The sequence below is a fragment of the Streptomyces monticola genome (genome assembly GCF_042665355.1).
GTDB lineage: Bacteria > Actinomycetota > Actinomycetes > Streptomycetales > Streptomycetaceae > Streptomyces > Streptomyces monticola.
The window spans coordinates 190,904-213,897 of the sequence record NZ_JBHTCF010000013.1; the positions used below are offsets into that span (position 1 = coordinate 190,904).

Sequence of the window (22,994 nt, forward strand, 5' to 3'; positions counted from 1 at the left end):
CCGGTCAGAAGTCGAAAACCGGGCCTGTGTCGGCCTTCATCACGCACAGGTTGGAGTACGTCTTGTGCCAGCCGATGGGCCGCCCGCGGTGGGTGCCGGAGGCGCTCACCGTGACCGGGTCGTACAGCTTGGTGCAGCGCAGCGGCTGATCGGCGAGTGCGCCGAGGTCCCCGCGGGCCGCGTCGAGCGCCGCGCAGGCGGCCTCGGCCTTGGGGTGCGGCCGTGCGGGCTTCGGCGTGCAGTGCAGCTTGACGCCACGGATCCAGGTGTTCTCGGAGCCCGAGACGGTGAGGAACAGGCCGGGGCGTACGGGGGCCGAGTCCGCGGCGTACGCGGGCACCGCCGGAGCGATGACGGGCACCGCCGGAGCGAGGACGAGCAGGGCTGCTGCGGCAAGGACGCTGGGGCGCATCCGGACCTCCTGGGGGGCGCGGTTGGGATCGCCCGCCAGGGCACCCGGCCCCGCGAGTGACGGCAAGCAGCCGCGCCGCACTGCCCCTCGTACGGCCCTCGCCCACCGCTCGGACGGGCCTCGAACCACCCTCCGAACCACCGCTCGGACGGGCCCCGAAGACGGGACACGAAAGGGGCGCGGGGCTGTATCCAGCTGCGAGTCCGCCGCGGCGTGAGCGGTCACGACGCAGCCGTGGCTGCGTCGTGACCGCTCACGCGGACAGGCTCGCTGCGGAGCCCCTACGCGACGCGTGCGATGGCCCGTCCCGCCCAGTCCGGGGCCTCCTCGGTGAGAGCCGTGAGGCGTTCGCGGATCGCGTCGGGGAAGGGCACGGCCCGCCCCGCCTGCTGGTCGACGTGGAGGGCGAGCAGCTCGGTGGTGGCGACGGCCGGGGCGTCGGCGGGCACCGCGGACTCCGGCTCGTCGACGACATACAGCTCGTGCGCGAAGTGGGCCTTCTTCGCGGCGGCGCCGAGTACCCGGGTGCGGACGGCCAGATGGGCGCCCTCGGGGACATCGCGCAGATAACGGATATGCGACTCGACCGTGTAGAGGGAGCAGCCGGTGGACTCGCGGTAGCCGGAGTGCAGACCGGTCTCGATCATCATGGCGTCGGTGGCGTGGCCGAAGACGAGGACGTAGAAGGCCTCGCTCATGTGGCCGTTGTAGTCGATCCACTCGGGCCTGACCGTACGGTGCAGCGGGGGCAGGGTCTCGGTGTGGGTGTCGGTGTCGGTCACGTGGTGTCCTTCCGCTGCTGGGGCAGGCGACCTGTCGCCCGCAGTACGTCGATGACTCCCTGGTCGCGCTCGGCGACCAGGTCCGCGATGGTGCGCCCGGCGGCCTCCTCGTCGCAGCCGGTGACGACGGCGTCGTAGAGCTTCTTGTCGAGTTCGGGGGCTTCGAGGCGCGTCCAGGGTGACTTCAGGGACGGCCCGAAGTGGTCGAGCATATGGGCCATGCCGCCCTCGCCGCCCGCGAGCGCGAAGGTGAGCATCGGGCCCATGAACGCCCAGCGCAGGCCCGGGCCTTCGGTGATGGAGTCGTCGATCTCCTGCACGGTGGCCTCGCCGTTGGCGACCATGTGCAGGGCCTCGCGCCACAGGGCTTCCTGGAGGCGGTTGGCGATGAAGCCGGGCACCTCGCTCTTCATGGTGATGACGGACTTGCCCGCCACGTCGTAGAAGCGGGACGCCCAGGTCACCGCGTGCTCCACGGTCTGCTCGCCGCCGACGACCTCGACGAGCGGGATCAGGTACGGCGGGTTGAAGGGGTGTCCGACGACCAGGCGGCCCGGGTCGGTGGCCGTGGTCTGCATATCGGTCATCGGGTAGCCGGAGGTGGACGAGGCGATCACGACCCCGGCGGGGGCGGCGGCGTCGAGGTCGGCGAGCAGGTCGCGCTTGAGCTCCAGCTTCTCGGGGGCGCTCTCCTGCACGAACTGGGCGTCGGCGACGGCCTCTTCGAGGGTCGCGGCCACGGTGAGCCGCTCGCGCGAGGCGCCGTCGGCGAGGCCGAGCTGGGTGAGCGCGGGCCAGGCGGCGTCCACGAGGCGGCGCAGCTTCGCCTCGGCGTCGGGCGCCGGGTCCCAGGCGGTGACGTCGTAGCCACGGGCCAGGAAGTGGGCGACCCAGCCGCCGCCGATCACGCCGGCGCCTATGCAGGCGACGCGGCGTACGTCCTCGGGGGCGCAGGGAGGTGTGGGGGTTGCGGTCATGAGGGGTCCTTCGGCATTACGTTCCGGCGGTGCGGGGGGCGGCGGCTGAGGGGCAGGGCTCAGGCGCGGGGCTTGAGGCCGAGCGTGACGCGGGCCTCGTCGGGGGTGGCGACCCGGGCGCCGATGGCCTCGGTGATCTGCACGGCGCGCTCGACGAGTTGGGCGTTGGTGGCCTTGTTGCCCTTGCCGAGGTAGAGGTTGTCCTCGAGGCCGACGCGGACGTGCCCGCCGAGCAGAATCGACTGGGCGACCCACGGCATCTGCATCCGGCCGATCGCGAAGCTGGCCCACTGGGCGTTCTCCGGCAGCATGTTGACCATGGACTGCAGGACGCCGGGGTCGGCGGGGGCGCCCCACGGGATGCCCATGCACAGCTGGAAGGCAGTGGGGTCGTCGAGCAGGCCCTCGGCGTGCAGCTGCTTGGCGAACCACAGGTGCCCGGTGTCGAAGATCTCAAGCTCGGGCCGTACGCCGAGCTCCTGGATGCGCTTGGCGCCGGCGCGCAGCATGTCGGGCGTGGAGACGTAGAGGTTGGAGCCGTCGCCGAAGTTGAGGGAGCCGCAGTCCAGGGTGCAGATGTCCGGGAGCAGATCCTCGACGTGCGGCAGTCGCTCAAGGCCGCCCACGAGGTCGGTGCCGGGCAGTTCGCCGAGGCCCTTGAGCGGCTGCTCCGGGTCGACGACCAGGTCACCGCCCATGCCTGCGGTGAGGTTGATGATGACGTCGGTGCCGGTCTCCTTGATCCGCTCGACCGTCTCGCGGTAGAGGCGCGGGTCGCGCGAGGGTGCGCCGGTCTCGGGGTCGCGCACGTGGATGTGTACGGCAGCGGCGCCGGCCTCTGCGGCCTCGACGGCGGAGCGGGCTATCTGCTCCGGCGTGACGGGGACGTGCGGGCTCTTGCGGACGGTGTCACCGGCGCCGGTGAGGGCGGCGGTGACGATGACGTCCTGGTTCATGGGCATGCGGAACTCCCTTTCTTCGTACGGGGATGGGGGCTGTTACCCGGTTCATGGGGTGGTTATGAGGTTGCTGAGGGCCGTGCCGTGGTTCAGGGCGCGGTCAGCGCGCAATCAGGGTGGTGTCGACGTGGGTGAGCAGGGCCTCGAGCATGTCGTCGGCGCTGGTGCCGGACTCGCCCGGGGTGCCGGCGAGGACCTGGGACGCGAGGCCGTCGATCAGGGCGGTAAGGGTCAGGGCCGCGGTCTCGGGGTCGACCGGCCGGAAGACGCCTTCGGCGACCCCGCGGCGGATGACGTCGGCGACGGTCGCACGCCACTGCCGGTAGTACTCGACGTGCAGCCGGCCGACGGCGGTGGAGCGGGCGGCCTCCGCCCACAGATCGAGCCAGACGCTCCACTGGCGGCGCCGCTGCCGGGTGTGCGGGGTCTGCAGCTCGATCAACTGCCGTAGTTCGTCCGCGACATCGACCGCCTCCGCGGTGCGCGCGGCGCGGCGTGCGGTGTCTTCGTCCATGCACCAGCGCACGGCCGCTTCGAGCAGGTCGTCCCGGCCCGGGAAGTGGTAGTGGATGGCGGCGGTGCTGGTCGCGCAGGCCTCGGCGATATCGGAGACGCGGACGGCGTGGAAGCCGCGCTCGGCGATCAGACGGACCGTTTCGCGCACGATCTGCAGCGGCCTGCCGCCGTCCGTGGGCGCCGCGGGGGCGGCGGAACGCCGGCGACCCGCGGGGGCGGGCTGCCCGGCGGACGGCCCGCTGCCGGTACCGCCGCCCGGACCGCCGGCGGAGCCGAGCAGCCAGGCCGCGTCGACGTCACCCGTGTCCGCGACCCGGGCCAGCTCGGCGACGGTGAAGCGGCGGGCTCCGCTGAGCGAGCGGGACAGCTTGGAGGGGTCCATGACGATCCGGCGCGCGAACTCGCGCTGGCTGACGCCCACGGCGTCGATCACCTGCCGGACGCGGTCGGCGACCTCGCCACGGGTGTCGCCGACTCGGCTGCCCGGTTCCTGCTGCATGGTCGGACACACTAACGACGCGTTGAGATAACCGCAACATGCCGATCACGCGCGAATGACGCTGCGACGTCAACTGACCTTTGATTTACTGCCCACCACTCCCCCGGGGTGTGATGTTGCGATGATGACTGACTCATCAGTCTGCATGCTCAACGTGCGTCGCCCGCGCCACCTTCTGGCGCACTCGACCGCGGCGGTGAGCAGGGTGACCGCACCGAGCGAGACCAGCAGGCCGTACACCGGGCGGCCCGCGAAGGCCGCGCCGCCGAGCCAGCCGATCGTCACGCTGAGCACGGCCCAGATGCTCGCGCCGATGGCGTCGTAGAGCAGAAAGCGGCGTACGGGATAGCGCAGACCGCCGGTGGTGAGCCCGGTGACGACCCGGCCCCCGGGGACATAACGCCCGGCCATGATCAGCAGGGGCGCGTGCCGGGCCACCGCGGTGCGGGCCCACTGGTGGCGGCGTCTGCCCCGGGCGCCGCGCAGCAGCAGCGCGATGATGCGGGGGCCCGCGCGGCGGCCGATGGCGTAACCCCCGAGGTCCCCGGCGAGGGCGCCCGCCGCGGCGAGGACCGTGAGCAGCACCAGACGTCCGGGGTCGGCACCGATCAGGACGGCCGCCATGACGACGGTCGTCTCGCTCGGCATGAAGGGGAGCAGGGCGTCGAGCGCCGCCGTGGCGAAGATGAGCAGCCAGATCCACGGCGAGTCGAGGAGGTTCTGCAGCAGGGCCACATAGCGCTCGAGCCACTCAGCCATGGCGGCTCGACTGGCCCTGGGACACGGAGCGCTGTGCCGCCGCGGCGAGGGCGCGCCGGTCCTCGCCGTACGCCCCGCCGTGCCGCGGCGGCAGCAGGCCGTGCGCCCGGACGCGGACCGTGAGCCCGCCCGCGCGGGCCACCCGGTGCAGCGACGGCAGGAAGCCCTCGTCCCCGAGGAACCCGGCGACCGGACTCGGCCTGCCGTCCTGGAGATAGTCGATGGTCACCGGACGCACGGGGACGCGGGCGTCGACGGCGGCCTGGAACATGGCGCGCCTGAAGGTGCCGCCGGCGGCCGAGCACCAGGTGGTGGCCTGCGGGAACACGGCGACCGTGCGGCCGGCGGCCAGGAACTCCCGTACCCGCCCGACGGCTTGGGGCAGGGCGCGCAGGCTGCCGCGGTCGATGAAACAGGTCTCGATACGGCGGGCGAGCGGGCCGACCACGGGCCAGCGGGCCACCTCGCGCTTGGCGACAAGGGTGACCGCGTCGCAGGCGAGCAGCGCCACCACGTCCAGCCAGGAGATGTGGTCGGCGACGACGAGGGCGCCGGAGCCGGGCGCGCCGAGCGGGGTTCCGCCGTCGTCCAGGTGTACGTCGAGCGCGGTCAGGAGGCGTCTTGCTCTGAGCCGCACCGCTTCCGGAGTCGCCGTGGCGCGCGGCGATGCGGCGGCCCCGGCGATGACGCGGGTCAGGTCGGTGTAGCGGCGGGCGGTCACGGCGGGGCGCACCGGCGGGCCGATGGGCACGGCACAGCGCGGGGTGCAGGGGGATACGGGAAACCAGGGGTTGCTCGCGGGGGCGGGGCGCGGGGGCAGGGACGAGCGCGATGGCAGGGGCGGGCGCGGAGGCAGAGGCGGGGACGGCGGTGTGGATGTCGCTGTCGATGGCGCTGTGCCTCGCTGCGCCGGATGTGGTGGTGCCGGTGCTGCGCTGCCCCTTTCCGCCGGCGGTGCCGTCACTGTTCCTCCCCCAGGAAGTACCGCCGGTAGCGGTCGTTGATCCGGTCCATGGGCAGCAGGACGTAGAAGTCGGCGACGTCGAACTCCGGGTCGTGCGCGGGCGCCCCGCACATCCAGGCGCCCAGGCGCAGATAGCCGCGCAGGAGCGGCGGCAGATCGGACATGCGGGCCGGCCCTTCGGGCGGGCCCGAGGGGTGCCAGGGCCGGTGCGGGTGCACCCGCAGCTCGGGCGGCGAGGCGTGCTTGCCGTTGCCCAGGAGCCAGGCGCTGCTGGCCGCGCGGCCGCCGTCGGCCAGCGGAACGGAGGCGCAGCCGCCGAGGTAGCGGTGCCCGGAGAGCAGCAGATAGCGGGCCAGGGCCGACCACAGGAGGTTGATCACGGCGCCGCTGCGGTGGTCGGGGTGGACACAGGAGCGTCCCGTCTCGACCAGCTGGGAGCGGATACCGGCAAGCGCCGTCAGCTCGAACTCGCCGTCCGAATACAGCCGTTCACCACGGCCCGGGGGTATCAGGCGGTAGGTGCCGACGACTTCGCCCGAGGTGGTGTCGGTGACCACCAGGTGGTCGGCGAGGGCGTCGAAGTCGTCGATGTCGTGTCCGGGCACAGGGGTGTGGAGGCGGGCGCCCATCTCGCGGGCGAAGACCTCGTGGCGCAGACGCTGCGCGGCGCGGATCAGCTCTTCGGAGTCCGCGATGGACACGGCGTAGCTGCTGGAGGACGCGACTACAGTGGACGGTGCAGGACTGGGCATGACGCAACCCGCTTTCTCCGCAGGGGAAGGGCCCGCGCGAGTCGTGGCTGATGGTCGCGCGGGACAGCTCAGATCGTGCACGGGCCGTCGAGTTGCCGCTCGGCGGCCCGTTCTCCTCCACGGTGCAGTCGCCCGGTGAACGCGTCAAAGATTTTCGGCAGTTGTCAGGGAAGGATGAGGGACATTCAGGGTTGCTTCAGAGGTACCGGCCCCCGGGGCTGACTCTGGGGGCCGGTGGGTCAGGACAGCGGCTCCACCCACACGTTGCGGAACCGCACCTTGTTCCCGTGATCCTGGAGCCGGATCGCGCCCGCAGCGGCCGACTCGGGGTCCCCCGCGCCGGTCGGGCCGTCCACGGCCACGTTGTCGTGCACCCTCTTGCCGTTCCATACGACGGTGATCCGGGCGTCCTCGGTCTTCTTGCCGTCACTGTCGAAGCGGGCCGCGCGGAAGGTGATGTCGTACGTCTGCCAGGTCTCCGGCGCGGTCGAGGCGTTGAGGTCGGCGGCCTTCTTCAGATAGATCGCCCCCGCCTCGTTGTTCGCGAGCTTCGGCACCCCGTACGAGTCCAGGATCTGCACCTCGTACCGCTCCTGGAGATAGACACCGCTGTTGCCCCGGTCCTGTCCTGTGACGTCGTCGGGCAGCAGCGGCACCCGGAACTCGGCATGCAGCTTGAAGTCGCCGAAGTGCGCTTTCGTGCGCAGGTCTCCGCAGCAGACCTCCATGGACTTCTCGGCGGTGTGCGGCCAGTCGGCGCTGCGGCCGTCGGTGTGCTGCCACGCGGTGGAGATGCTGCCGCCGGAGAACAGGTCGATACGGGCGCCCGGCCGGCGTACCTCGATGGCGTCGAGGTTCACATGGCCGGTGTCGTCGGCCCCCACGCCGTAGGTGATCGTGTTGCGGCCCTTGTGCAGTTGGAGACGCTCGGTCTTCGTCGACCAGCGGTTCCACTCGCGGGTGGAGGGCAGGCTCGTCCGGCGCGGCTCGCCGCCGTTGACGCTGACGCCGACCGTTTTGGTGCCGGCGGCGGGGTGCGGGCCGTTCGCGTAGCGCAGGCCCACGTCGTAGGCGCCGTCCTTGTCCACCTCGACGTCGAAGCGTGCCTTGGCGCCCTGTTCGCCGAAGCCGTCGACGAAGCCGCCGCCTGTGTAGCCGGCGTGTTCGGTGTCGATGCCCGCGCTGCCGGAGAGCGCGGCGGACTCGGCGTCGTAGGCGGTGACGGGGTCGTCGGACCCGGGCTTGGCGTTGAGGGTGTACCAGGCCTCGGTGGACCACAGCTGTTCGCCGTCGGCCGAGGAGAAGGGGCGCGGCGAGCGGACGTGTACGACGCGGTCGCTCTTCAGGCCGGGGATGGTGAGCGTGACTTTGCGCCGGTCGTCGGAGAGCCGGGCCGAGGTGACGGGCAGGGACTCCTCGTCGACCTTCGGGCCGCCGTATGCGGGTGTGGGCACGTAGCGCCACTGCTCGACGGAGTAGGCGCCCTCGGTCAGCTTGGCCGCGGTCTGTTCCGACAGGGGCTTGGTGTAGGTGAGTTCGAAGCCGTCACCGGTGGCGCGCATGGTCTGGATGTCGAAGGCCGTCCTGCCGTTCGGGGTGAGCTTCTGCAGGCCGAAGCGGAGCTTGCCCGCCTGGCCCCAGTTGCCGTCGGCGCCCAGGCCGCCGGTGTAGATCGCGCCGTCGGGTCCGGTGGCGATCCGGGTGATACCGGACTCCAGTCCCTGGGTGTGCCGGAACACCGCACCCTGGTACTCGCCGTCGACCTTCTCCAGGTCGGCGCGCTGCAGTCCGCCGTAGGTGACATCTCCGAAGACCATCTGCCCGGCGAACGGGCCGTCCTTCAACTGCATCGGCGTACTGGGCGAGTTGGCGATCTCGTTCTGCGGCAGCCAGAGCACCGGCTTGGTGACGGGCTTGTCGTCGAACGGGCCGTCCGGGTTGGTGTGGTGGTTGAAGAACCGGTCCTGCTTGATGTGCATGAGCTTGGACGCGGGCAGCCAGCCGCCCTGGTTGTCGGTCACGAACAGATCGCCGTCGGGGCCGCGCCCGATTCCGTTGGGCGTGCGCAGCCCTCCGGCGATATGAGTCACCTTCCCGGTCGCCTTGTTGACCTTGATGGTGGTGCCGCGGTCGGGGGCGGGCTGCGGATCGGTGGTCGCGCCGCCGTAGTTGATGGCGACGGAGAGGTTCAGATAGAAGTCGCCGTCTTCGTAGAGCAGTCCGAAGGCGAACTCGTGGAAGTTGCCGCCGAACGGCCACTCGGCGATCTTGCGCTTCTCGTCGGCGACATCGTCACCGTCGGTGTCGTTCAGCTCGGTCAGCTGGTGCTTCTCCGACACATACAGCTTGCCGTCCACGTACTTGACGCCCATCGGCTCCTTGAGCCCTTCGGCGATCTTCTTGTACGTGACCTTCTCGGGCCCGGTGTCACCGGTGACGTTGTCGAGGAGGTACACCTCGCCCTTGGTCTCGTCGCTGCCGCCCCAGGTGGTGATCGCGAGCCGGTCGTCGGGCAGCCAGTCCATCGCGGACACCTGCGGCTCGAAGCCCTTCGGCCGCAGATCGGTCAGGGTGTAGCCCGGGTTCACCTCGGTCAGCGGCAGCCCGTCACCCGGGGTGTCGTAGGTTCCCTCGCACTCCTTCCTGCCGGGTGCGGTGACCCGTACGACATCGGCGTCCGTGCTGAGCACCGAGTTCGGCACGACACTGAACTCGGCTGCCCCCGGCGGCTTCCACTGCAGCGTGACCTGCTGGCCGCCGCCCGCGTCGAAGTGGTCGATGTGCAGCGGCTGATAGCCGGCGTCGAGCGTGATCTCGCCGTCCTTGGGCTCGGCGCCGTGCAGCCCGTCGTGGTCGATGACCTGCCGCCCGCCGAGGAAGAGCCGTGAGCCGTCATCGCTGATCAGCCGGAAGGCATACGAACCGGCCTCGGGCACGTTCAGATTGCCGATGATCTGCGAAACGAAGTTGTCACTGAACCCGAAGCCGTCCGTCGAGGTCCAGTCGGCGGTGGGAATCAGCTTGTCGACGTTCGGGGTCTGCGCGGGCTTCAGATCGCACAGCTTGCTCAGCGGCGACTGGATGTCGAAGGCCCGGAAGGTGACGCCGGGTTCCTGCGGCGGCAGATCCGCGAACGGCCGCGGCTCACCGACGGCAGCCGCGGGCACGCTCACGCCGCCCGCGAGGAGTGCGGTGAGCAGCAGTCCGGTGGCACGACGTCTGGAGCGAGATAAGAAACGGGGGCGCTCGGGGCGTGATGGCTTCACTCTTCCTCCTGCGTCGTTCCGCGGTGGCTACGCAGACTTCTGCGGCAAAGCGACGCTCAGCGTAGGGATACGGTCGCTGCGCGTCCATACTTTGTCCACAACGAGGAGAAACGAGAAGGGAGTTGATGATGAGTGCCCCTCAGCACCCCCGATTCAGGCCACCACGCACGCACGGAACCGGACGAGGAGTTCCTGTGCCGCCGGGCACTCGGCGTCAAAGGTCTGCGCGCGTTGTCCGGCGGGCATCTCCGGGCCCCATATCCGGGCGCCGTGACAGCGGAAGCAGAAGGCGATCTCGAAGAGCGGCCCGGTCGCACTGTGCGCCCGGATCCCCCAGGCCGGCAGAGAGCAGCGGTACTGCTCGCCTTCCGGCAGTTCGGCGATCAGCGCCAGCACCTGCCGGACATCGCCATCCGTCCACAGAGCCACCGGCTCAACCGACAGGTCCTGCGACGTGATGTGCCGAGCCGGGTCCGCGATCCGGATGACCTCGATGAGCTCGGTCGCCTCATGGGCGGTGGGCAGCAGCATGCCACCCACCCTCCCCCATCGAGGCATTCACCGGTCGGCTCAGGTGTGTCCCTTGCTGTACGTGTCCGAGCACTTCGCGGCCGACGACGACGAGCTGCACACCCGGATGCTCACGTTCAGGTTCTCGGCGTAGCTCTCGTCGTGCTTGCCCGTCCTGAACGACGCGTTCCCGTTGCCCTGCACCGACAAGTGCGCCACCGTCTTGCGGTTGTTGGGGAAGTTGTCGTAGACCCAGAGGATCTCGTCGTAAGGCTGGAAGTACGCCGAGAAGCCCTCGCCGCTCCTTGTGCACGAGGCGTGATACCTCCAGCGGGCCGCCGGCGTCGCCTTGTCCCAGCCTCCGGTGCACTTCCATGACGCCGCGGCGGAGCCGGTCTCCGCCTGGGCCGCGGGCCCGGTCAATGTCGCAGCCGTGGCGCCTGCCACGACCAGTACGGCCGCCGCGCGGCCAAGTCCCCGTAGACGCATGACTGTCCCCCGTATCTCTCCGATTGCCCTGACCGGTTCGCTCCGGTTCCCCTGACAGGCATCGTCACCGCCTGCGCCAAGGCCGGACACGGCTTTCGGCGGAGCCCGAAACTCCGTGGCCGGGTGAGCGAGCTTCCTTGGGCAGCTCTGCAATCGAACCGACAAGACACGGTTACAGAGGGCCGTACCTGCACCTACACTGACGCCCACGGATAGCCATGTGACCTGCGAAAACGCAGTGGTTGAGCCGGTTTGGCAGAGTGAGGAGCGACTCCGTGTTCTATTACGTGCTCAAGTACGTGTTGCTTGGCCCCCTGCTCCGGCTGCTCTTCCGGCCCCGGATCGAGGGCCTTGAGCACATTCCGGACGACGGAGCGGCCATCGTCGCGGGCAATCATCTGTCGTTCTCCGACCACTTCCTGATGCCCGCGATCATCAAGCGGCGCATCACGTTCCTCGCCAAGGCCGAGTACTTCACGGGCCCCGGCATCAAGGGGCGTCTCACGGCGGCGTTCTTCCGCAGCGCCGGTCAGATCCCGGTGGACCGGTCGGGCAAGGAGGCCGGCCAGGCGGCGATCCGGGAAGGGCTCGGAGTGCTGCGCAAGGGCGAGTTGCTCGGCATCTACCCGGAGGGCACCCGTTCGCACGACGGGAGGCTCTACAAGGGCAAGGTCGGCGTCGCCGCGATGGCACTCAAGGCCCAGGCACCGGTCGTCCCGTGCGCGATGATCGGCACCTTCGAGGCCCAGCCGCCCGGCCAGAAGCTGCCGAACTTCAAGCGCGTGACCATCCGCTTCGGCAAACCGCTCGACTTCTCTCGCTACGAGGGCCTGGACAACGAGAAGGCAGCGCTGCGGGCCGTCACGGACGAGATCATGTACGCGATCCTGGAGCTCTCCGGACAGGAGTACGTCGACCGGTACGCGGCCGTGGTGAAGGCCGAGGAACAGGCCGAGAAGGAGAAGCAGGCCGCCGCGAAGGAACGCAAGTTCCCCAGGATGCCCCTGAGTTGAGGCGCCGAGGGCCGCACACCCTGCTCGCGGGGTGAAATCCGCGCAGGGCGAACCCCCTCACGGTCTGGATCATGAAAGGCGTACGGTCCTTGCATGACACATGCGCTGGTGATCGGGGCGACGGGACAGATCGGACGGGCCGCGGTGCGCGCGCTCGCACACGACGGCTGGGAGGTCACGGCGGCTTCGCGCGGGGCCGGCCGCGACGAGTCCTGGCCCGACACGGTGCGCACGGCGGCCCTGGACCGCGACGACGACACGACGCTCGCCCGGCTCCTCGGCGACGGCTGCGACGTGGTCGTCGACGTGGTGGCCTTCGAGCTGCGCCACGCCCGCCAGTTGACGTCCTTCGCGGACCGCATCGGCTCCGCGGTGGTGATCTCCAGCGCGGCGGTGTACGAGGACACCCAGGGCCGCAGCTTCGACACCCAGGGCGAGCCCGACGGCTACCCGCACTACCCGGTGCCCCTCCCCGAGTCGTACCGCACACTGGCCCCGGCCGACACGACCTACGGCACACGCAAGGCCGCCATCGAGGCCGAACTCCTGGGCACTGGCGACAAGTTGCCGGTGACCGTGCTGCGCGCGTCCGCGGTCCACGGGCCGCACTGCCGCACGCCGCGCGAGCTGTACTTCGTGAAGCGGGCCCTGGACGGGCGGCGCAGAAGAGTCCTCGCCTACGGCGGAGCGAGCCGCTTCCACCCGGCGAGCGTGCACAACATCGCGGAACTGGTGCGCCTTTCGGCGGCCACACCGGGCTCACGCGCCCTCAACGCCGCCGACCCGGAGGCCCCCACGGTCGCGGAGATCGGCGCCGCCATCGACACGCTGACGGGGGTCGAGGCCGAGACGGTCCTGGTGTCGGGCGAGCCGCCCGAGCCGGGAGTGGGCAGCACCCCGTGGAGCCTGCCGCACCCGATGGTGCTCGATATGACCGCGGCCGAGCGGGAGTTGGGCTACCGACCGGTGACCACCTACGCCGAGTCGCTGCCGGAGACGGTGGAGTGGCTGAGCCGCCACCTGAACGGCAGGGACTGGCGCGAGGCGTTCCCGAAGATGGCCGCCGCCTACGACCCGTCCGGCGATCTCTTCGACTACGCGGCGGAGGACGCCTGGCTGGCCCGGCGCCGCCCGGCCTGAGGTGCACCGACGCCCGGCCTGAGGTGCCCCGGCTGAACAAGGTGAGCCCTCAGGGGAACAGAGCGAGGGGCGGCCGGAGTTGGACTCCGGCCGCCCCTCACCCTTTGAACGATCGGCGGACCGCTACGGCTTGGGCGTGGCGTGCGGCGCGCACGTCACGTCACGGCTGTCCGTCTTGCCGGAGAGCAGATAGGTGTCCACCCGCTCGTTGATGCAGGGGTTGACCAGGTTGGTCACCCCGTGCGAACCGGCGTCCTTCTCGGTGATCAGACGCGAGCCCCTGAGCCGCTTGTGGAGCTCCACACCGCCCTCGTACGGGGTGGCGGCATCCCGCTCGGCCTGCACGATGAGGACCGGCGGCAGCCCCTTGCCGGACTTCACCTCCAGCGGCGTCTGCTGCTTGACGCCCCAGGTGGCACACGGCAGGTTCATCCAGGCGTTGGCCCACGTCATGAACGGGTGGTCCTTGTGCAGGGCCGTGTTGTCGCGGTCCCACTTCTTCCAGCTGGTGGGCCACTTGGCGTCGGCGCACTCGACGGCGGTGTAGACGGCGTTGCCGTTCTCCGAGGAGATATTGCCCGCGGTGTCGGACATATCAGGACCGGCGGCCTCGACGAGTGCCTTCTCGTCACCGGCGAGGTACTTGCTCCACACCTCGGCGACCGGCACCCACGACGAGTCGTAGTACGGCGCGCCCTGGAAGAAGCCGATCAGCTCGGCCGGACCGACCACACCGCCGATGGGCTTCTTCTTGGCCGCCGAACGCAGCTTGACCCACTGCGCCTCGACCTTCTCGGGGGTGTCGCCGATGTGGAAGGTGGCGTCGTTCTTCGCGACCCACTTCTTCCAGTCCTCCCAGCGCATCTGGAAGGCCACGTCCTGGTCGAGGTTGGCCTGGTACCAGATCTTCTCCCGCGAGGGGTTGACCACACTGTCGACGATCATGCGCCGGACGTGGTTCGGGAAGAGCGTGGCATAGACGCCGCCCAGGTACGTCCCGTAGGAGACACCGAGGAAGTTGAGCTTCTTGTCACCGAGTGCGGCCCGGATGACGTCCAGGTCGCGCGCGGTGTTGGGAGTCGTCATATGCGGCAGCATCTCGCCGCTGCGCTCCTTGCAGCCGTCCGCGTACTCGGCGGCCAGCTTGCGCTGGGCGAGCTTGTCGGCCTCGGAGTCCGGCACCGGGTCGAGCTTGGGCGCCTTGACGAACTCCTGCGGGTCGACACAGGAGATGGGCGCCGAGTGGCCGACACCGCGCGGGTCGAAGCCCACGAAGTCGTACGACTTGGCCGTCTTCTCCCACAGCGGCGCCTTGTTGGCGATCCGGAGCGGGAAGCGCATCCCGGAGCCGCCGGGGCCGCCCGGGTTGTAGACGAGGGAGCCCTGGCGCTCGTCCTTGGAACCGGTGCTCTTGGCACGGTCCACGGCGAGTTTGATCTGCTTGCCGTGGGGCTTGGCGTAGTCGAGCGGAACGCTGACCCAGCCGCACTGGACGGGCTTCGCGAGCCCCCAGTCCGCCGGGCAGTCCTTCCAGTCGATGCCCGCCTTCGCCGCGCGGGCCGCCGCGACGGCCGCGCCGTGCGCCTCGGAAACCGTGCGGCGACCGCTGTCGGCGTTCGCCGCCGGTGCGGCCATCGCGCCCGCTATGAGAGTTCCCGCGATCAGAGTGCCGGCCGAGCCGAGCACTGCCGTGCGTCTCAAGTGGTACCTCCCCCAGGTCGTCAGATCGTTTCGATCGGATCGTTTCGGTATCTTCCGGGGATCTTTGCGCCTGTGTGGTCCCTGACAACAGATGAGGCCGCTGTTCTTTGCCAATCCGATAACCGGAAGACACATTCGACTCAGCGGTCGCTATGGTCATCCCGCGGTCGTCGCGGTCAGGCAGTGGCCAGCCAGTGGTCAGTCAGCAGTCGTTGCGGTCACTCAGCGGTCGTCGGTCGCGCGCTCCAGCCACCGGCAGGCCTCGTCCAGGGTCTTGCGCAACCGCAGCGCGTCCGCCGCCACCGCCGTCACCAGGACCGCGGGTCCGGCCAGCGGAGTGAGCGCCGCACTCTTCCCCACCATCCGCGGCTCCGGCATACGGTGCTCCAACTCCGGCCGTACGACGACGAGTTGGCCCACCGCGCGGCGCCCGCCCAGGACGGCGGGCCCGTCCCAGCCGCCGGGCGCGCCGGGTCCGCAGGACAGTTCCTGGTCGAGCAGTGTCCGCCCGGCGAGACGTACCGTAAGGCGGCTCCTGAGCGTGCCCGGCTCCTCCCCCGACCGGCCGAGCACCTGCTCCTCACGCAGCACGAGGCGGGCGCCGGGCGCGAGTTCGGCCCGGGTCGTGACCTGCAGCTCGCTGCCGGCCGCCGAGATCAGCTGCTCGGGCAGCCAGCGCAGTTCGGCCCCTTCGGCCACGTCCAGGCGTACGTCGTAGTGCGCGGCCTCCTTCGTCTGACCGGGCAGCGCGATGGTGGCCGCGGCGGAGCCGATGTGCAGCCGCGCGCCGGGCCCTGCTTCGGCCCGCACGCCGAGCCGGTCGCCGCCGAGAGGCGCGCTCATGGCGCCGATCAGGGCGACCCGCGCCTCGTCGCCCTCGGCGCGCGTACGGCGCAGGGCCAGCGGCCCCTCGCCTTCGAGCACCGGGAGCCGGCTGATGCCGCGCTCGTCCGCCTCGGCCCTGATCCGGGCCCGCGCACGGACCCCGGACTGAGCGATCACGCCGACGTCCAGGCGGCGAGCCGTTCGCGCACCCATGCGGCCACGTCGCCCACGCCGGTCTCGGACCTCAACGACTGGAAGACGACGGGCAGTTCGGCACGCTGCTCCTTGGCGTCCCCCGCCATCCGCTGCAGATCGGAGCCGACGTACGGGGCGAGGTCGGTCTTGTTGATCACGAGCAGATCGGCCGTGGTCACCCCGGGGCCGCCCTTGCGGGGGATGTCGTCGCCGCCCGCGACGTCGATGACGAAGATCTGTGCGTCCACCAGACCGCGCGAGAAGGTGGCGGTCAGGTTGTCGCCGCCGGACTCCACCAGGATCAGGTCGAGGGGCCCGACCTCGTCCTCCAGATCCTCGACGGCCTCCAGGTTCGCGGAGATGTCGTCCCTGATCGCGGTGTGCGGGCAGGCCCCGGTCTCGACGGCCGTGATCCGCTCGGGCGGCAGCACGGCCTCGCGCAGCAGGAACGCCGCGTCCTCCCGCGTGTAGATGTCATTGGTCACGACGGCGAGGGAAAGGCGGTCCCGCAGCTCCCGGCACAGCGCCGCCACCGTCGCGGTCTTGCCGGACCCGACCGGCCCGCCGAGCCCGATCCGCAGGGCCCGGCGCCGCCCGTCGGGCCGCATGGCATCGGCGCTGAGGGCGGCCGGTCCGTCGTGGGAGTGGTCGAGGTGCATGGTGTTACTCCAGTCGTCATGTCTTCGCCCCGGCAGGGCGCTTGGGCCGGTGCGGCGCCTTCGGACCCGCGCAATGGCGTACGGCCCGTCCGGCAGGTTCCGGCAGGTTCCGGCAGACCAGGCAGGTCCCGGCGCTCCCCGCAGTCCGCCGCTACGACGCGAAGAGCCGTACGGACCAGGCCGCGTGGTCCTCTGCTCCGATTTCGAGCAGCGGTGCCGACGCGGCGGGCAGCGCGTCGACGCCGTCGGCGGGCACGCGGCGGGCGGATGCCACCGCGTCGAGTGCGACGCGGTCCGCCTCCGGTGCGAGCCGGGCGAGAACGCCCGTCGCGTCGAAGGGGTCGAGGCTGAGCAACCGCACGACGGCCGTCGCGGGTCCGCTCAGTGCCTCGTACGCCGCCGCGTGGGCCGCGTCCTCGGGCCCGAGCCCGGCCGCGCGGGCGGCGAGCCCGAGCACGACCGGCTGGTGGGCACCGCGCGGACGCCGCGCGGCGAGGGCGTCGAGTTCAGGCGACGGCCAGGTGGACCGGGCGGCCCGCATCATCTGGCGCCCCAGCTTGCGGGCGGTGAGGCGCAGCGCGGCCGACGGCGTGCGGGCGTCGGCGGCGTCGTCCAGGTCCAGCGGGTCGACGCCGAGTGCCGCCGCCGCGGCGAGCGCGGCCGCCACCAGGCCGCTGGTGTGCAGCCGTCCGCGGCAGAACTCCTCCAGGTCGGCGGCGCCCCTGACGCGGCCCGCGGCCACCGCCGCCTCCGCCCCGCCGGAGTGCGCGTGCCCTCCGGCGGGGAAGCGGCCGTCGGCCAGAACCAGCAGTGCGGCTCTGCTCATCGACGCGCCCCCTTCTCGTACTTGTACGGGTTCTCGTGCTCGGCGGTCAGAAGTACTCCGTGGCGCAGAAGTACTCGGCGGCTCAGAAGAGGAAGTACCGCTGGGCCATGGGCAGTTCGGCCGCCGGCGCGGGCTCGACCAGCTCGCCGTCGACGGTGACGGCGAAGCTGTCGGGGTTCACCCGCACCTGCGGGCGCGCGTCGTTCTCACGCATATCGGCCTTCGTGACGCCGCGCGTGCTGGAGATCGCGGTGAACTCCTTGCCGACCCCGAAGCCACCGGCGAGGCGCTCGGGCAGCCCGTCGTCGAGCGCGGACTGCGTCACGAAGTTCAGCGAGTTCGCGCCGGGCGCCTTGCCCAGGGCCCCGAACATCGGCCGCGACAGCACCGGCTGGGGCGTGGGGATGGACGCGTTGGCGTCGCCCATCTGCGCGTACGCGATCTGCCCGCCCTTGATGACCAGTTGCGGCTTGACGCCGAAGAACGCCGGGTCCCACAGCACCAGGTCGGCGAGCTTGCCGCTCTCGACGGAGCCGATCTCGCCGTCGAGGCCCTGGGCGACGGCCGGGTTGATCGTGTACTTGGCGACATAGCGCCGTACCCGGTGGTTGTCCGCGCGTGTGTCCCCGGGCAGGAATCCGCGCCGCCGCTTCATCACATGCGCCGTCTGCCAGGTGCGCAGGACCACTTCGCCGATCCGGCCCATGGCCTGCGAGTCGGACGAGATGATCGAGATCGCGCCGAGGTCGTGCAGGATGTCCTCGGCCGCGATGGTGGAGGGCCGGATCCGGGACTCCGCGAAGGCCAGGTCCTCGGGCACGGCCGGGTTGAGGTGGTGACAGACCATCAGCATGTCGAGGTGTTCCTCGACGGTGTTGACGGTGTGCGGCCGGGTCGGATTGGTGGAGCTCGGCAGAACGTTGGACTCGGAGACGACCGTGATGATGTCGGGCGCGTGCCCGCCGCCCGCGCCTTCCGTGTGGTACGCGTGGATCGAGCGCCCCGCGATGGCGGCGAGGGTGTCGGCGACGAACCCGCCCTCGTTCAACGTGTCGGTGTGGATGGCGAGTTGGGCCCCGCTCTGCTCGCACACACCGAGACAGGCGTCGATGACGGCGGGGGTCGCGCCCCAGTCCTCATGAATCTTGAAGCCGAGCGCCCCGCCGCGCAGCTGGGCGTGCATGGCATCGGCGGACATGGTGTTGCCCTTGCCGAGAAGGCCGATGTTCAGGGGGGTCGCGTCGAGCGCCGCGAACATCCGGGCCAGATGCCAGGAACCCGGCGTGATCGTGGTCGCCTTGGTGCCCTCGGCGGGTCCGGTGCCGCCGCCCACGAGGGTGGTGATGCCGGCGGCGAGGGCGGTGTCGACGATGGTCGGCGAGATGAAGTGGACGTGTGCGTCGATGGCTCCGGCGGTGAGGAGCTTGCCGTTGCCCGCGATGACCTCGGTCTCGGGGCCGATCACAAGGTCCGGGTGCACCCCGTCCATGGTGTCCGGGTTGCCCGCTTTGCCGATGCCGGTGATCCGGCCGTCCCGGATGCCGATGTCGGCCTTGACGATGCCCCAGTGGTCGACGACGACCGCACCGGTGATCACGGTGTCGGGGGCGCCTTCGGCGCGGGTCGCACAGGACTGGCCCATGGACTCGCGGATCACCTTGCCGCCGCCGAACACCGCCTCGTCCCCGGCGAGTCCGGGCCCGCCGGAGCGGTCCTCCTCGATCTCGACCAGCAGATCGGTGTCGGCGAGCCGGATCCGGTCACCGGTGGTGGGGCCGAACAGATCGGCGTAGGCGGCACGTGTCAGCTCAGCCATCGAGGGCACCTCCGGTCTCGCCGCGCAGGCCCAGGACCCTGCGCAGTCCCGCCAGCGGTACGAGTTCGACGTCCACGGGGATGCCCGGCTCGAAGCGGACGGCGGTGCCCGCGGCGATGTTGAGCCGCAGGCCGCGGGCCGCGGTGCGGTCGAACTCCAGGCCCGGGTTGGCCTCGGCGAAGTGGTAGTGGGAGCCGACCTGCACGGGGCGGTCGGCGGCGTTGAGTACGGTCAGACGGATGACGGGGCGCCCTTCGTTGAGGACGACGGGCGCCGTCGCGAAGAGCACCTCCCCGGGGACCACGGGTCCGGCGGCCGGGGCCGCGGCGGCGGAAGCGGGCGGGGCCGCGTCGGGAGAACTGACGGATTGCATCGGCAGGCTCCCCCGTCAGGCGATCGGTTCGTGGACGGTCACGAGCTTGGTCCCGTCCGGAAACGTCGCTTCGACCTGGACATCGTGCAGCATCTCCGGGATGCCCTCCATCACGTCCTCGCGGGCGAGCAGCTTCCTTCCCGATGCCATGAGTTCGGCCACGGTGCGACCGTCGCGCGCGCCTTCGAGGATGTGCGAGGTGATCAGTGCGACGGCTTCGGGGTGGTTGAGGCGGAGCCCGCGCGCCCTTCGCTTCTCGGCCACGTCCGCGGCCACATGAATGAGCAGTCTTTCCTGCTCGTGCGGGGTCAGTTGCACGCGTGCCACCTCACAGTCCGTCATGGTCCACCTGTGTGCGGGCAGGCGGAACCGGCATCGTCCGGGCCGAGGAGGCAGACTGCGGGCGTGCCTCCGCCAGGACGCAGGCGGGACACTAGTTGCCTTCAACATCTTGTTGACCTGAGCTTGGGCGTCCCGCCGCAAGACATTGCACGCTAATGCCGAAGTTTTTCCTGCGCGTTAACTGGGCTTGGGCACTTGCATGGACATCAGCGCCTTGAGCCCGTCCTCGATCTGCTCCACGCGCGCGTCCCCGAAGAGCGCCGCCTGCGCGATGAATCCCTGAGCCACGGCCATCATCGTGCGCGCCACATGGTCGGCCGGGACGTCGGCGGGCATGATCCCCGCCTCGCGGTACGCGTCGACGACCTCGGCCCAGGAGCCCCGCATCCGCCTGAAGCCCTCACGCAACGGCTGCGCCAGTTCCTCGGAGCGCAGCGTCTCGGCCCACACCTGGACGATGAGCCGGGTGAACTCGTCCCGGCTGTCCGCGCCGACCTTGCCGGGCAGCACGGTCCTGAGGACATGGCCGAGCAGTTCGTCGGGCGGTGGCGGCGGGCTCTGCCGTGCGGCTTCCTCGAAGGCGCCCCTGATGGCGTCGAAGGCCTCCCCGACGATGGCCGCGATCAGCTCCTCCTTGCCGCTGAAGTAGCGGTAGACGGCCCCCGCGGAGAGCCCGACCTCCCGCAGGACGTCCTGCATCGACGTGGCGTGGAAGCCATTGCGGGTGAAGCAGCGGGCGGCGCCGTCGATGATCTGGCGGCGGCGGGCTTCGAGGTGTTCCGGGGATACGCGGGCCATGGACCTCAACGTAAAACGAACATTCCTTCTTGACAAGCGACCGAGCCACCGGGACAGTGAGCATCACGTAAAACGAACGGTCATTCTCTATAACTCGGCCGCGTGACTCGACCGCAACTCGCCGCAGGAGGCCGCCATGTCCACCACCTCCGCTACACCGCCACCTCCGCCGCCCACCCAAAGCGCCGCAGCCACAGCCGCAGCACCGCCCGCGCAGGGCAGGCGGCTGATCGCCGTGCTTCTCCTGGTGCCGGCGCTCGTCGCCCTCGCCCTGTGGGCGTTCGCCTGGCCCGCCGCCCGCACCGCCCCGCACGACCTGCCCGTCGGTGTCGCGGGCAACGCCGCCGCGGCGGCCGGGGTGCAGCAGCAACTGCAGCAGCGCGAGGGCGCGTTCGAGGTCCACCGCTACGCCGACGAGGCCGCCGCCCGGGACGCCATCGAGAAACGGGATGTATACGGCGCGGTCGTCGTCACCGAGCGCGGCCCCAAGCTCCTGACCGCCACGGCCGCGAGCCCGCTGGTCGCCCAGCTGCTGCAGCAGGCGGTCACCGCACAGGTCCCGGAGGGCGCCCGGGTCGTGACCGATGACGTGGTGGCGGCGCCCGCCGCCGACCCGCGCGGCGCCACACTCAGCTCCAGCGTGCTGCCGATGGCGATCGCCGGTGTCGCGGCAGGCGGTGTCGTGACGATGCTCGGACTGCGGGGAATGCGCGCGGTGTTCGCCCTGGTGGGGGCCGCCGCCCTGGTCGGGATCGTGGCCACGGCGCTCACCCACAGCTGGCTCGGGGCGCTGACCGGCGACTGGTGGACCGAGGCGGGCGCACTCGGCCTGTCGACGCTCGCCGTGAGCGCCGCCGCGGCCGGGCTCGCGGCACTCGTGGGGCCCGCCGGGATCGGGGTCGTCGCCCTGGCCGTGGTCCTGCTCGGCAACCCGTTCTCCGGCGTGACCTCCGCGCCCGAGCTGCTGCCGGAGCCGGTCGGCCTGATCGGCCGGCTGCTGCCGCCCGGTGCCGGCGGCTCGCTCGTACGGTCGGTCGCGTTCTTCGACGGTGCCCGCGCGATGTGGCCCGCGGTCATCCTGGGGATCTGGGCGGCCGTCGGCCTGGTCCTGGTGCTGCTCGGCGGCCTGCGCGGCCGCAAGCGACAGGCACCCGCCGCCGAACGCCGTCCGGAGCCCGTGCCGGTGGGGTGACGCCCGGGGGGGGGGCGGCACTCCCCCGCCACCGGACGACCGTGCGTCCCCGCTGTAGCGGACGGGGGCGCACGGTCTTTTCGTACGTCGCTCTCGGGCTTTTCGTACGTCGCTCTCGGGCTTTTCGTACGCCGCTCTCCGGGGCGATGACCGTGGCGCGGCCGTGGCGGTGGCCGCAGGGCGGGGCGCCGACCGGCGTGTGGCTAGGTCGCGTCGGGGCCGCGGTGCTCCGCGGCGATACCGAAGCGCTGCCGTTCGCCCGGCGCGGACGCGGACGTACCCACCGTGGACACGGCGCTGATCACCGGCTCCTCCGGCCGCTCCCGCGTTTCCTCGAGCGCACGCAGGTCATCCGCCGACACCAGGGCCACGAGGGGTTTGCCGTGCCGGGTGACGACCACTCGCTCCCCGCCGTAGACAACGCGGTTGATGAGGTCGGCGAGCTCTGCGCGTGCTTGCGTCACCGGAATCTCGTAGGCCATGCTCCCATCATAACGGCATGTACGTCCTGTACATTTTTTACAGATGGCCAGGCGCTGCGCACAGCCAGGCGCCACGAACAGCCAGGCGCTGACGAGAGAGGGGCCCGTCATGAACCGACCGTCCGCCCGCTATGTCCTGCCGGAGTTCACCGAGCGCACCAGCTCGGGCAGCCGGACCATGGACCCGTACGCGAAGCTCCTGGAAGAGCGCATCGTCTTCCTCGGCACCCCGATCGACGACACCTCGGCCAATGACGTGATGGCGCAGTTCATGCATCTCGAACACGCCGCGCCCGAGCGGGACATCTCGCTGTACATCAATTCGCCCGGCGGCTCGTTCAGCGCGATGACGGCGGTCTACGACACGATCCAGTTCGTCACCTGCGACGTGGAGACGGTCTGCATGGGGCAGGCCGCTTCGGCCGCGGCCGTGCTGCTCGCGGCCGGCACCCCCGGCAAGCGCTCCGCCCTGCCCGGGGCCCGGGTCCTCATCCACCAGCCGGAGTTCGTGGAGCCGATCCACGGGCAGACCAGCGATCTGGCGATCCAGGCGCAGGAACTCCTGCGCACCCGCGCCGAGCTGGAGGAGATGCTCGCCCGCCACACCGGCCAGAGCAAGGAGCGCATCAAGGCCGACATCGAGCGTGACACCATCCTCGACGCCCAACAGGCCAAGGAGTACGGCCTGGTGGACCGCGTCATCACACCTCGCGCGGGCTCGCTCTACGGCCCGTCGGCGCGGTGAGC

The 22,994-nt window shown here is 70.9% G+C and carries 24 protein-coding genes; 4 read left to right on the forward strand and 20 right to left on the reverse strand.

Going from position 1 to position 22,994, the window contains the following annotated elements; translation table 11 throughout:
* Positions 1-4 precede the first annotated feature (4 nt).
* The 11 genes from ACFQVC_RS27530 to ACFQVC_RS27580 all read right to left on the reverse strand — a co-directional run bounded on the left by ACFQVC_RS27530 (position 5) and on the right by ACFQVC_RS27580 (position 10,885).
* Complete coding sequence (locus ACFQVC_RS27530; protein ID WP_381835509.1) at positions 5-412, reverse strand: SSI family serine proteinase inhibitor; 408 nt, start codon at positions 410-412, stop codon at positions 5-7.
* Positions 413-693: 281 nt separating this feature from the next.
* Positions 694-1,194 carry a thioesterase family protein gene (locus ACFQVC_RS27535; protein WP_381835511.1) on the reverse strand — a complete coding sequence of 167 codons (501 nt, stop codon included), beginning with the start codon at positions 1,192-1,194 and terminating at the stop codon, positions 694-696.
* Positions 1,191-2,171, reverse strand: coding sequence for a 3-hydroxyacyl-CoA dehydrogenase NAD-binding domain-containing protein (locus tag ACFQVC_RS27540; protein WP_381835513.1), 981 nt, complete (start codon positions 2,169-2,171; stop codon positions 1,191-1,193). Before ACFQVC_RS27540 ends, ACFQVC_RS27535 begins: the two co-directional genes overlap by 4 nt.
* A 59-nt stretch (positions 2,172-2,230) precedes the next feature.
* Entirely contained in the window at positions 2,231-3,133 is a 903-nt protein-coding gene (locus ACFQVC_RS27545) for a beta-keto acid cleavage family enzyme (RefSeq protein ID WP_381835515.1), read from the reverse strand.
* 97 nt (positions 3,134-3,230) lie between these two features.
* The gene (locus tag ACFQVC_RS27550) at positions 3,231-4,145 is read right to left on the reverse strand and encodes a TetR/AcrR family transcriptional regulator (protein ID WP_381835517.1); all 915 of its coding nucleotides are present in this window, start codon (positions 4,143-4,145) and stop codon (positions 3,231-3,233) included.
* A 69-nt stretch (positions 4,146-4,214) separates the two neighbouring features.
* Positions 4,215-4,904: a DedA family protein gene (locus ACFQVC_RS27555; RefSeq protein ID WP_381835519.1), complete on the reverse strand. Its 690-nt coding sequence runs from the start codon at positions 4,902-4,904 to the stop codon at positions 4,215-4,217.
* Positions 4,897-5,655: a lysophospholipid acyltransferase family protein gene (locus ACFQVC_RS27560; RefSeq protein WP_381835521.1), complete on the reverse strand. Its 759-nt coding sequence runs from the start codon at positions 5,653-5,655 to the stop codon at positions 4,897-4,899. The genes ACFQVC_RS27555 and ACFQVC_RS27560 overlap by 8 nt, the downstream gene beginning before the upstream one ends.
* A 209-nt stretch (positions 5,656-5,864) precedes the next feature.
* A complete protein-coding gene (locus tag ACFQVC_RS27565; RefSeq protein ID WP_381835523.1) occupies positions 5,865-6,620 on the reverse strand; it encodes a GNAT family N-acetyltransferase in 756 nt (251 codons plus the stop codon).
* A 239-nt stretch (positions 6,621-6,859) separates the two neighbouring features.
* The gene (locus ACFQVC_RS27570) at positions 6,860-9,886 is read right to left on the reverse strand and encodes a 3-keto-alpha-glucoside-1,2-lyase-like domain-containing protein (RefSeq protein WP_381835525.1); all 3,027 of its coding nucleotides are present in this window, start codon (positions 9,884-9,886) and stop codon (positions 6,860-6,862) included.
* A 153-nt stretch (positions 9,887-10,039) separates the two neighbouring features.
* Positions 10,040-10,417: a hypothetical protein gene (locus ACFQVC_RS27575; protein WP_381835527.1), complete on the reverse strand. Its 378-nt coding sequence runs from the start codon at positions 10,415-10,417 to the stop codon at positions 10,040-10,042.
* A gap of 39 nt (positions 10,418-10,456) precedes the next feature.
* The gene (locus ACFQVC_RS27580) at positions 10,457-10,885 is read right to left on the reverse strand and encodes a hypothetical protein (RefSeq protein ID WP_381835529.1); all 429 of its coding nucleotides are present in this window, start codon (positions 10,883-10,885) and stop codon (positions 10,457-10,459) included.
* Between the two features lie 275 nt (positions 10,886-11,160).
* On the opposite strand from ACFQVC_RS27580, the gene ACFQVC_RS27585 reads away from it, so the two are divergent.
* Positions 11,161-11,898, forward strand: coding sequence for a lysophospholipid acyltransferase family protein (locus ACFQVC_RS27585; RefSeq protein ID WP_381835531.1), 738 nt, complete (start codon positions 11,161-11,163; stop codon positions 11,896-11,898).
* 93 nt (positions 11,899-11,991) lie between these two features.
* A complete protein-coding gene (locus ACFQVC_RS27590; protein WP_381835533.1) occupies positions 11,992-13,038 on the forward strand; it encodes an NAD-dependent epimerase/dehydratase family protein in 1,047 nt (348 codons plus the stop codon).
* A gap of 123 nt (positions 13,039-13,161) precedes the next feature.
* Here ACFQVC_RS27590 and ACFQVC_RS27595 read toward each other — a convergent pair whose 3' ends face one another.
* The 8 genes from ACFQVC_RS27595 to ACFQVC_RS27630 all read right to left on the reverse strand — a co-directional run bounded on the left by ACFQVC_RS27595 (position 13,162) and on the right by ACFQVC_RS27630 (position 20,573).
* Positions 13,162-14,739 carry an alpha/beta hydrolase gene (locus ACFQVC_RS27595; protein WP_381835535.1) on the reverse strand — a complete coding sequence of 526 codons (1,578 nt, stop codon included), beginning with the start codon at positions 14,737-14,739 and terminating at the stop codon, positions 13,162-13,164.
* Positions 14,740-14,961: 222 nt separating this feature from the next.
* Positions 14,962-15,777, reverse strand: a complete 816-nt coding sequence (locus ACFQVC_RS27600) for an urease accessory protein UreD (protein ID WP_381835537.1) — start codon at positions 15,775-15,777, stop codon at positions 14,962-14,964.
* Entirely contained in the window at positions 15,738-16,418 is a 681-nt protein-coding gene (gene ureG, locus ACFQVC_RS27605; RefSeq protein ID WP_381835539.1) for an urease accessory protein UreG, read from the reverse strand. Before ureG ends, ACFQVC_RS27600 begins: the two co-directional genes overlap by 40 nt.
* A 151-nt stretch (positions 16,419-16,569) precedes the next feature.
* The gene (locus tag ACFQVC_RS27610) at positions 16,570-17,244 is read right to left on the reverse strand and encodes an urease accessory protein UreF (RefSeq protein ID WP_381835541.1); all 675 of its coding nucleotides are present in this window, start codon (positions 17,242-17,244) and stop codon (positions 16,570-16,572) included.
* A gap of 82 nt (positions 17,245-17,326) precedes the next feature.
* Positions 17,327-19,060: an urease subunit alpha gene (locus tag ACFQVC_RS27615; protein WP_381835543.1), complete on the reverse strand. Its 1,734-nt coding sequence runs from the start codon at positions 19,058-19,060 to the stop codon at positions 17,327-17,329.
* Complete coding sequence (locus ACFQVC_RS27620; RefSeq protein ID WP_381835684.1) at positions 19,053-19,364, reverse strand: urease subunit beta; 312 nt, start codon at positions 19,362-19,364, stop codon at positions 19,053-19,055. The genes ACFQVC_RS27615 and ACFQVC_RS27620 overlap by 8 nt, the downstream gene beginning before the upstream one ends.
* An 84-nt stretch (positions 19,365-19,448) precedes the next feature.
* The gene (locus tag ACFQVC_RS27625; protein WP_381835545.1) at positions 19,449-19,751 is read right to left on the reverse strand and encodes an urease subunit gamma; all 303 of its coding nucleotides are present in this window, start codon (positions 19,749-19,751) and stop codon (positions 19,449-19,451) included.
* Between the two features lie 201 nt (positions 19,752-19,952).
* Positions 19,953-20,573, reverse strand: a complete 621-nt coding sequence (locus ACFQVC_RS27630) for a TetR/AcrR family transcriptional regulator (protein ID WP_381835547.1) — start codon at positions 20,571-20,573, stop codon at positions 19,953-19,955.
* Between the two features lie 136 nt (positions 20,574-20,709).
* Here ACFQVC_RS27630 and ACFQVC_RS27635 point away from each other — a divergent pair, with 136 nt between their 5' ends.
* Entirely contained in the window at positions 20,710-21,765 is a 1,056-nt protein-coding gene (locus ACFQVC_RS27635) for an ABC transporter permease (RefSeq protein ID WP_381835549.1), read from the forward strand.
* 203 nt (positions 21,766-21,968) lie between these two features.
* Here the strand turns inward: ACFQVC_RS27635 and ACFQVC_RS27640 are convergent, their stop codons facing one another.
* Positions 21,969-22,247, reverse strand: coding sequence for a type II toxin-antitoxin system Phd/YefM family antitoxin (locus ACFQVC_RS27640; RefSeq protein WP_381835551.1), 279 nt, complete (start codon positions 22,245-22,247; stop codon positions 21,969-21,971).
* A 109-nt stretch (positions 22,248-22,356) separates the two neighbouring features.
* Here ACFQVC_RS27640 and ACFQVC_RS27645 point away from each other — a divergent pair, with 109 nt between their 5' ends.
* Complete coding sequence (locus ACFQVC_RS27645) at positions 22,357-22,992, forward strand: ATP-dependent Clp protease proteolytic subunit (protein WP_381835553.1); 636 nt, start codon at positions 22,357-22,359, stop codon at positions 22,990-22,992.
* Positions 22,993-22,994: the final 2 nt, after the last annotated feature.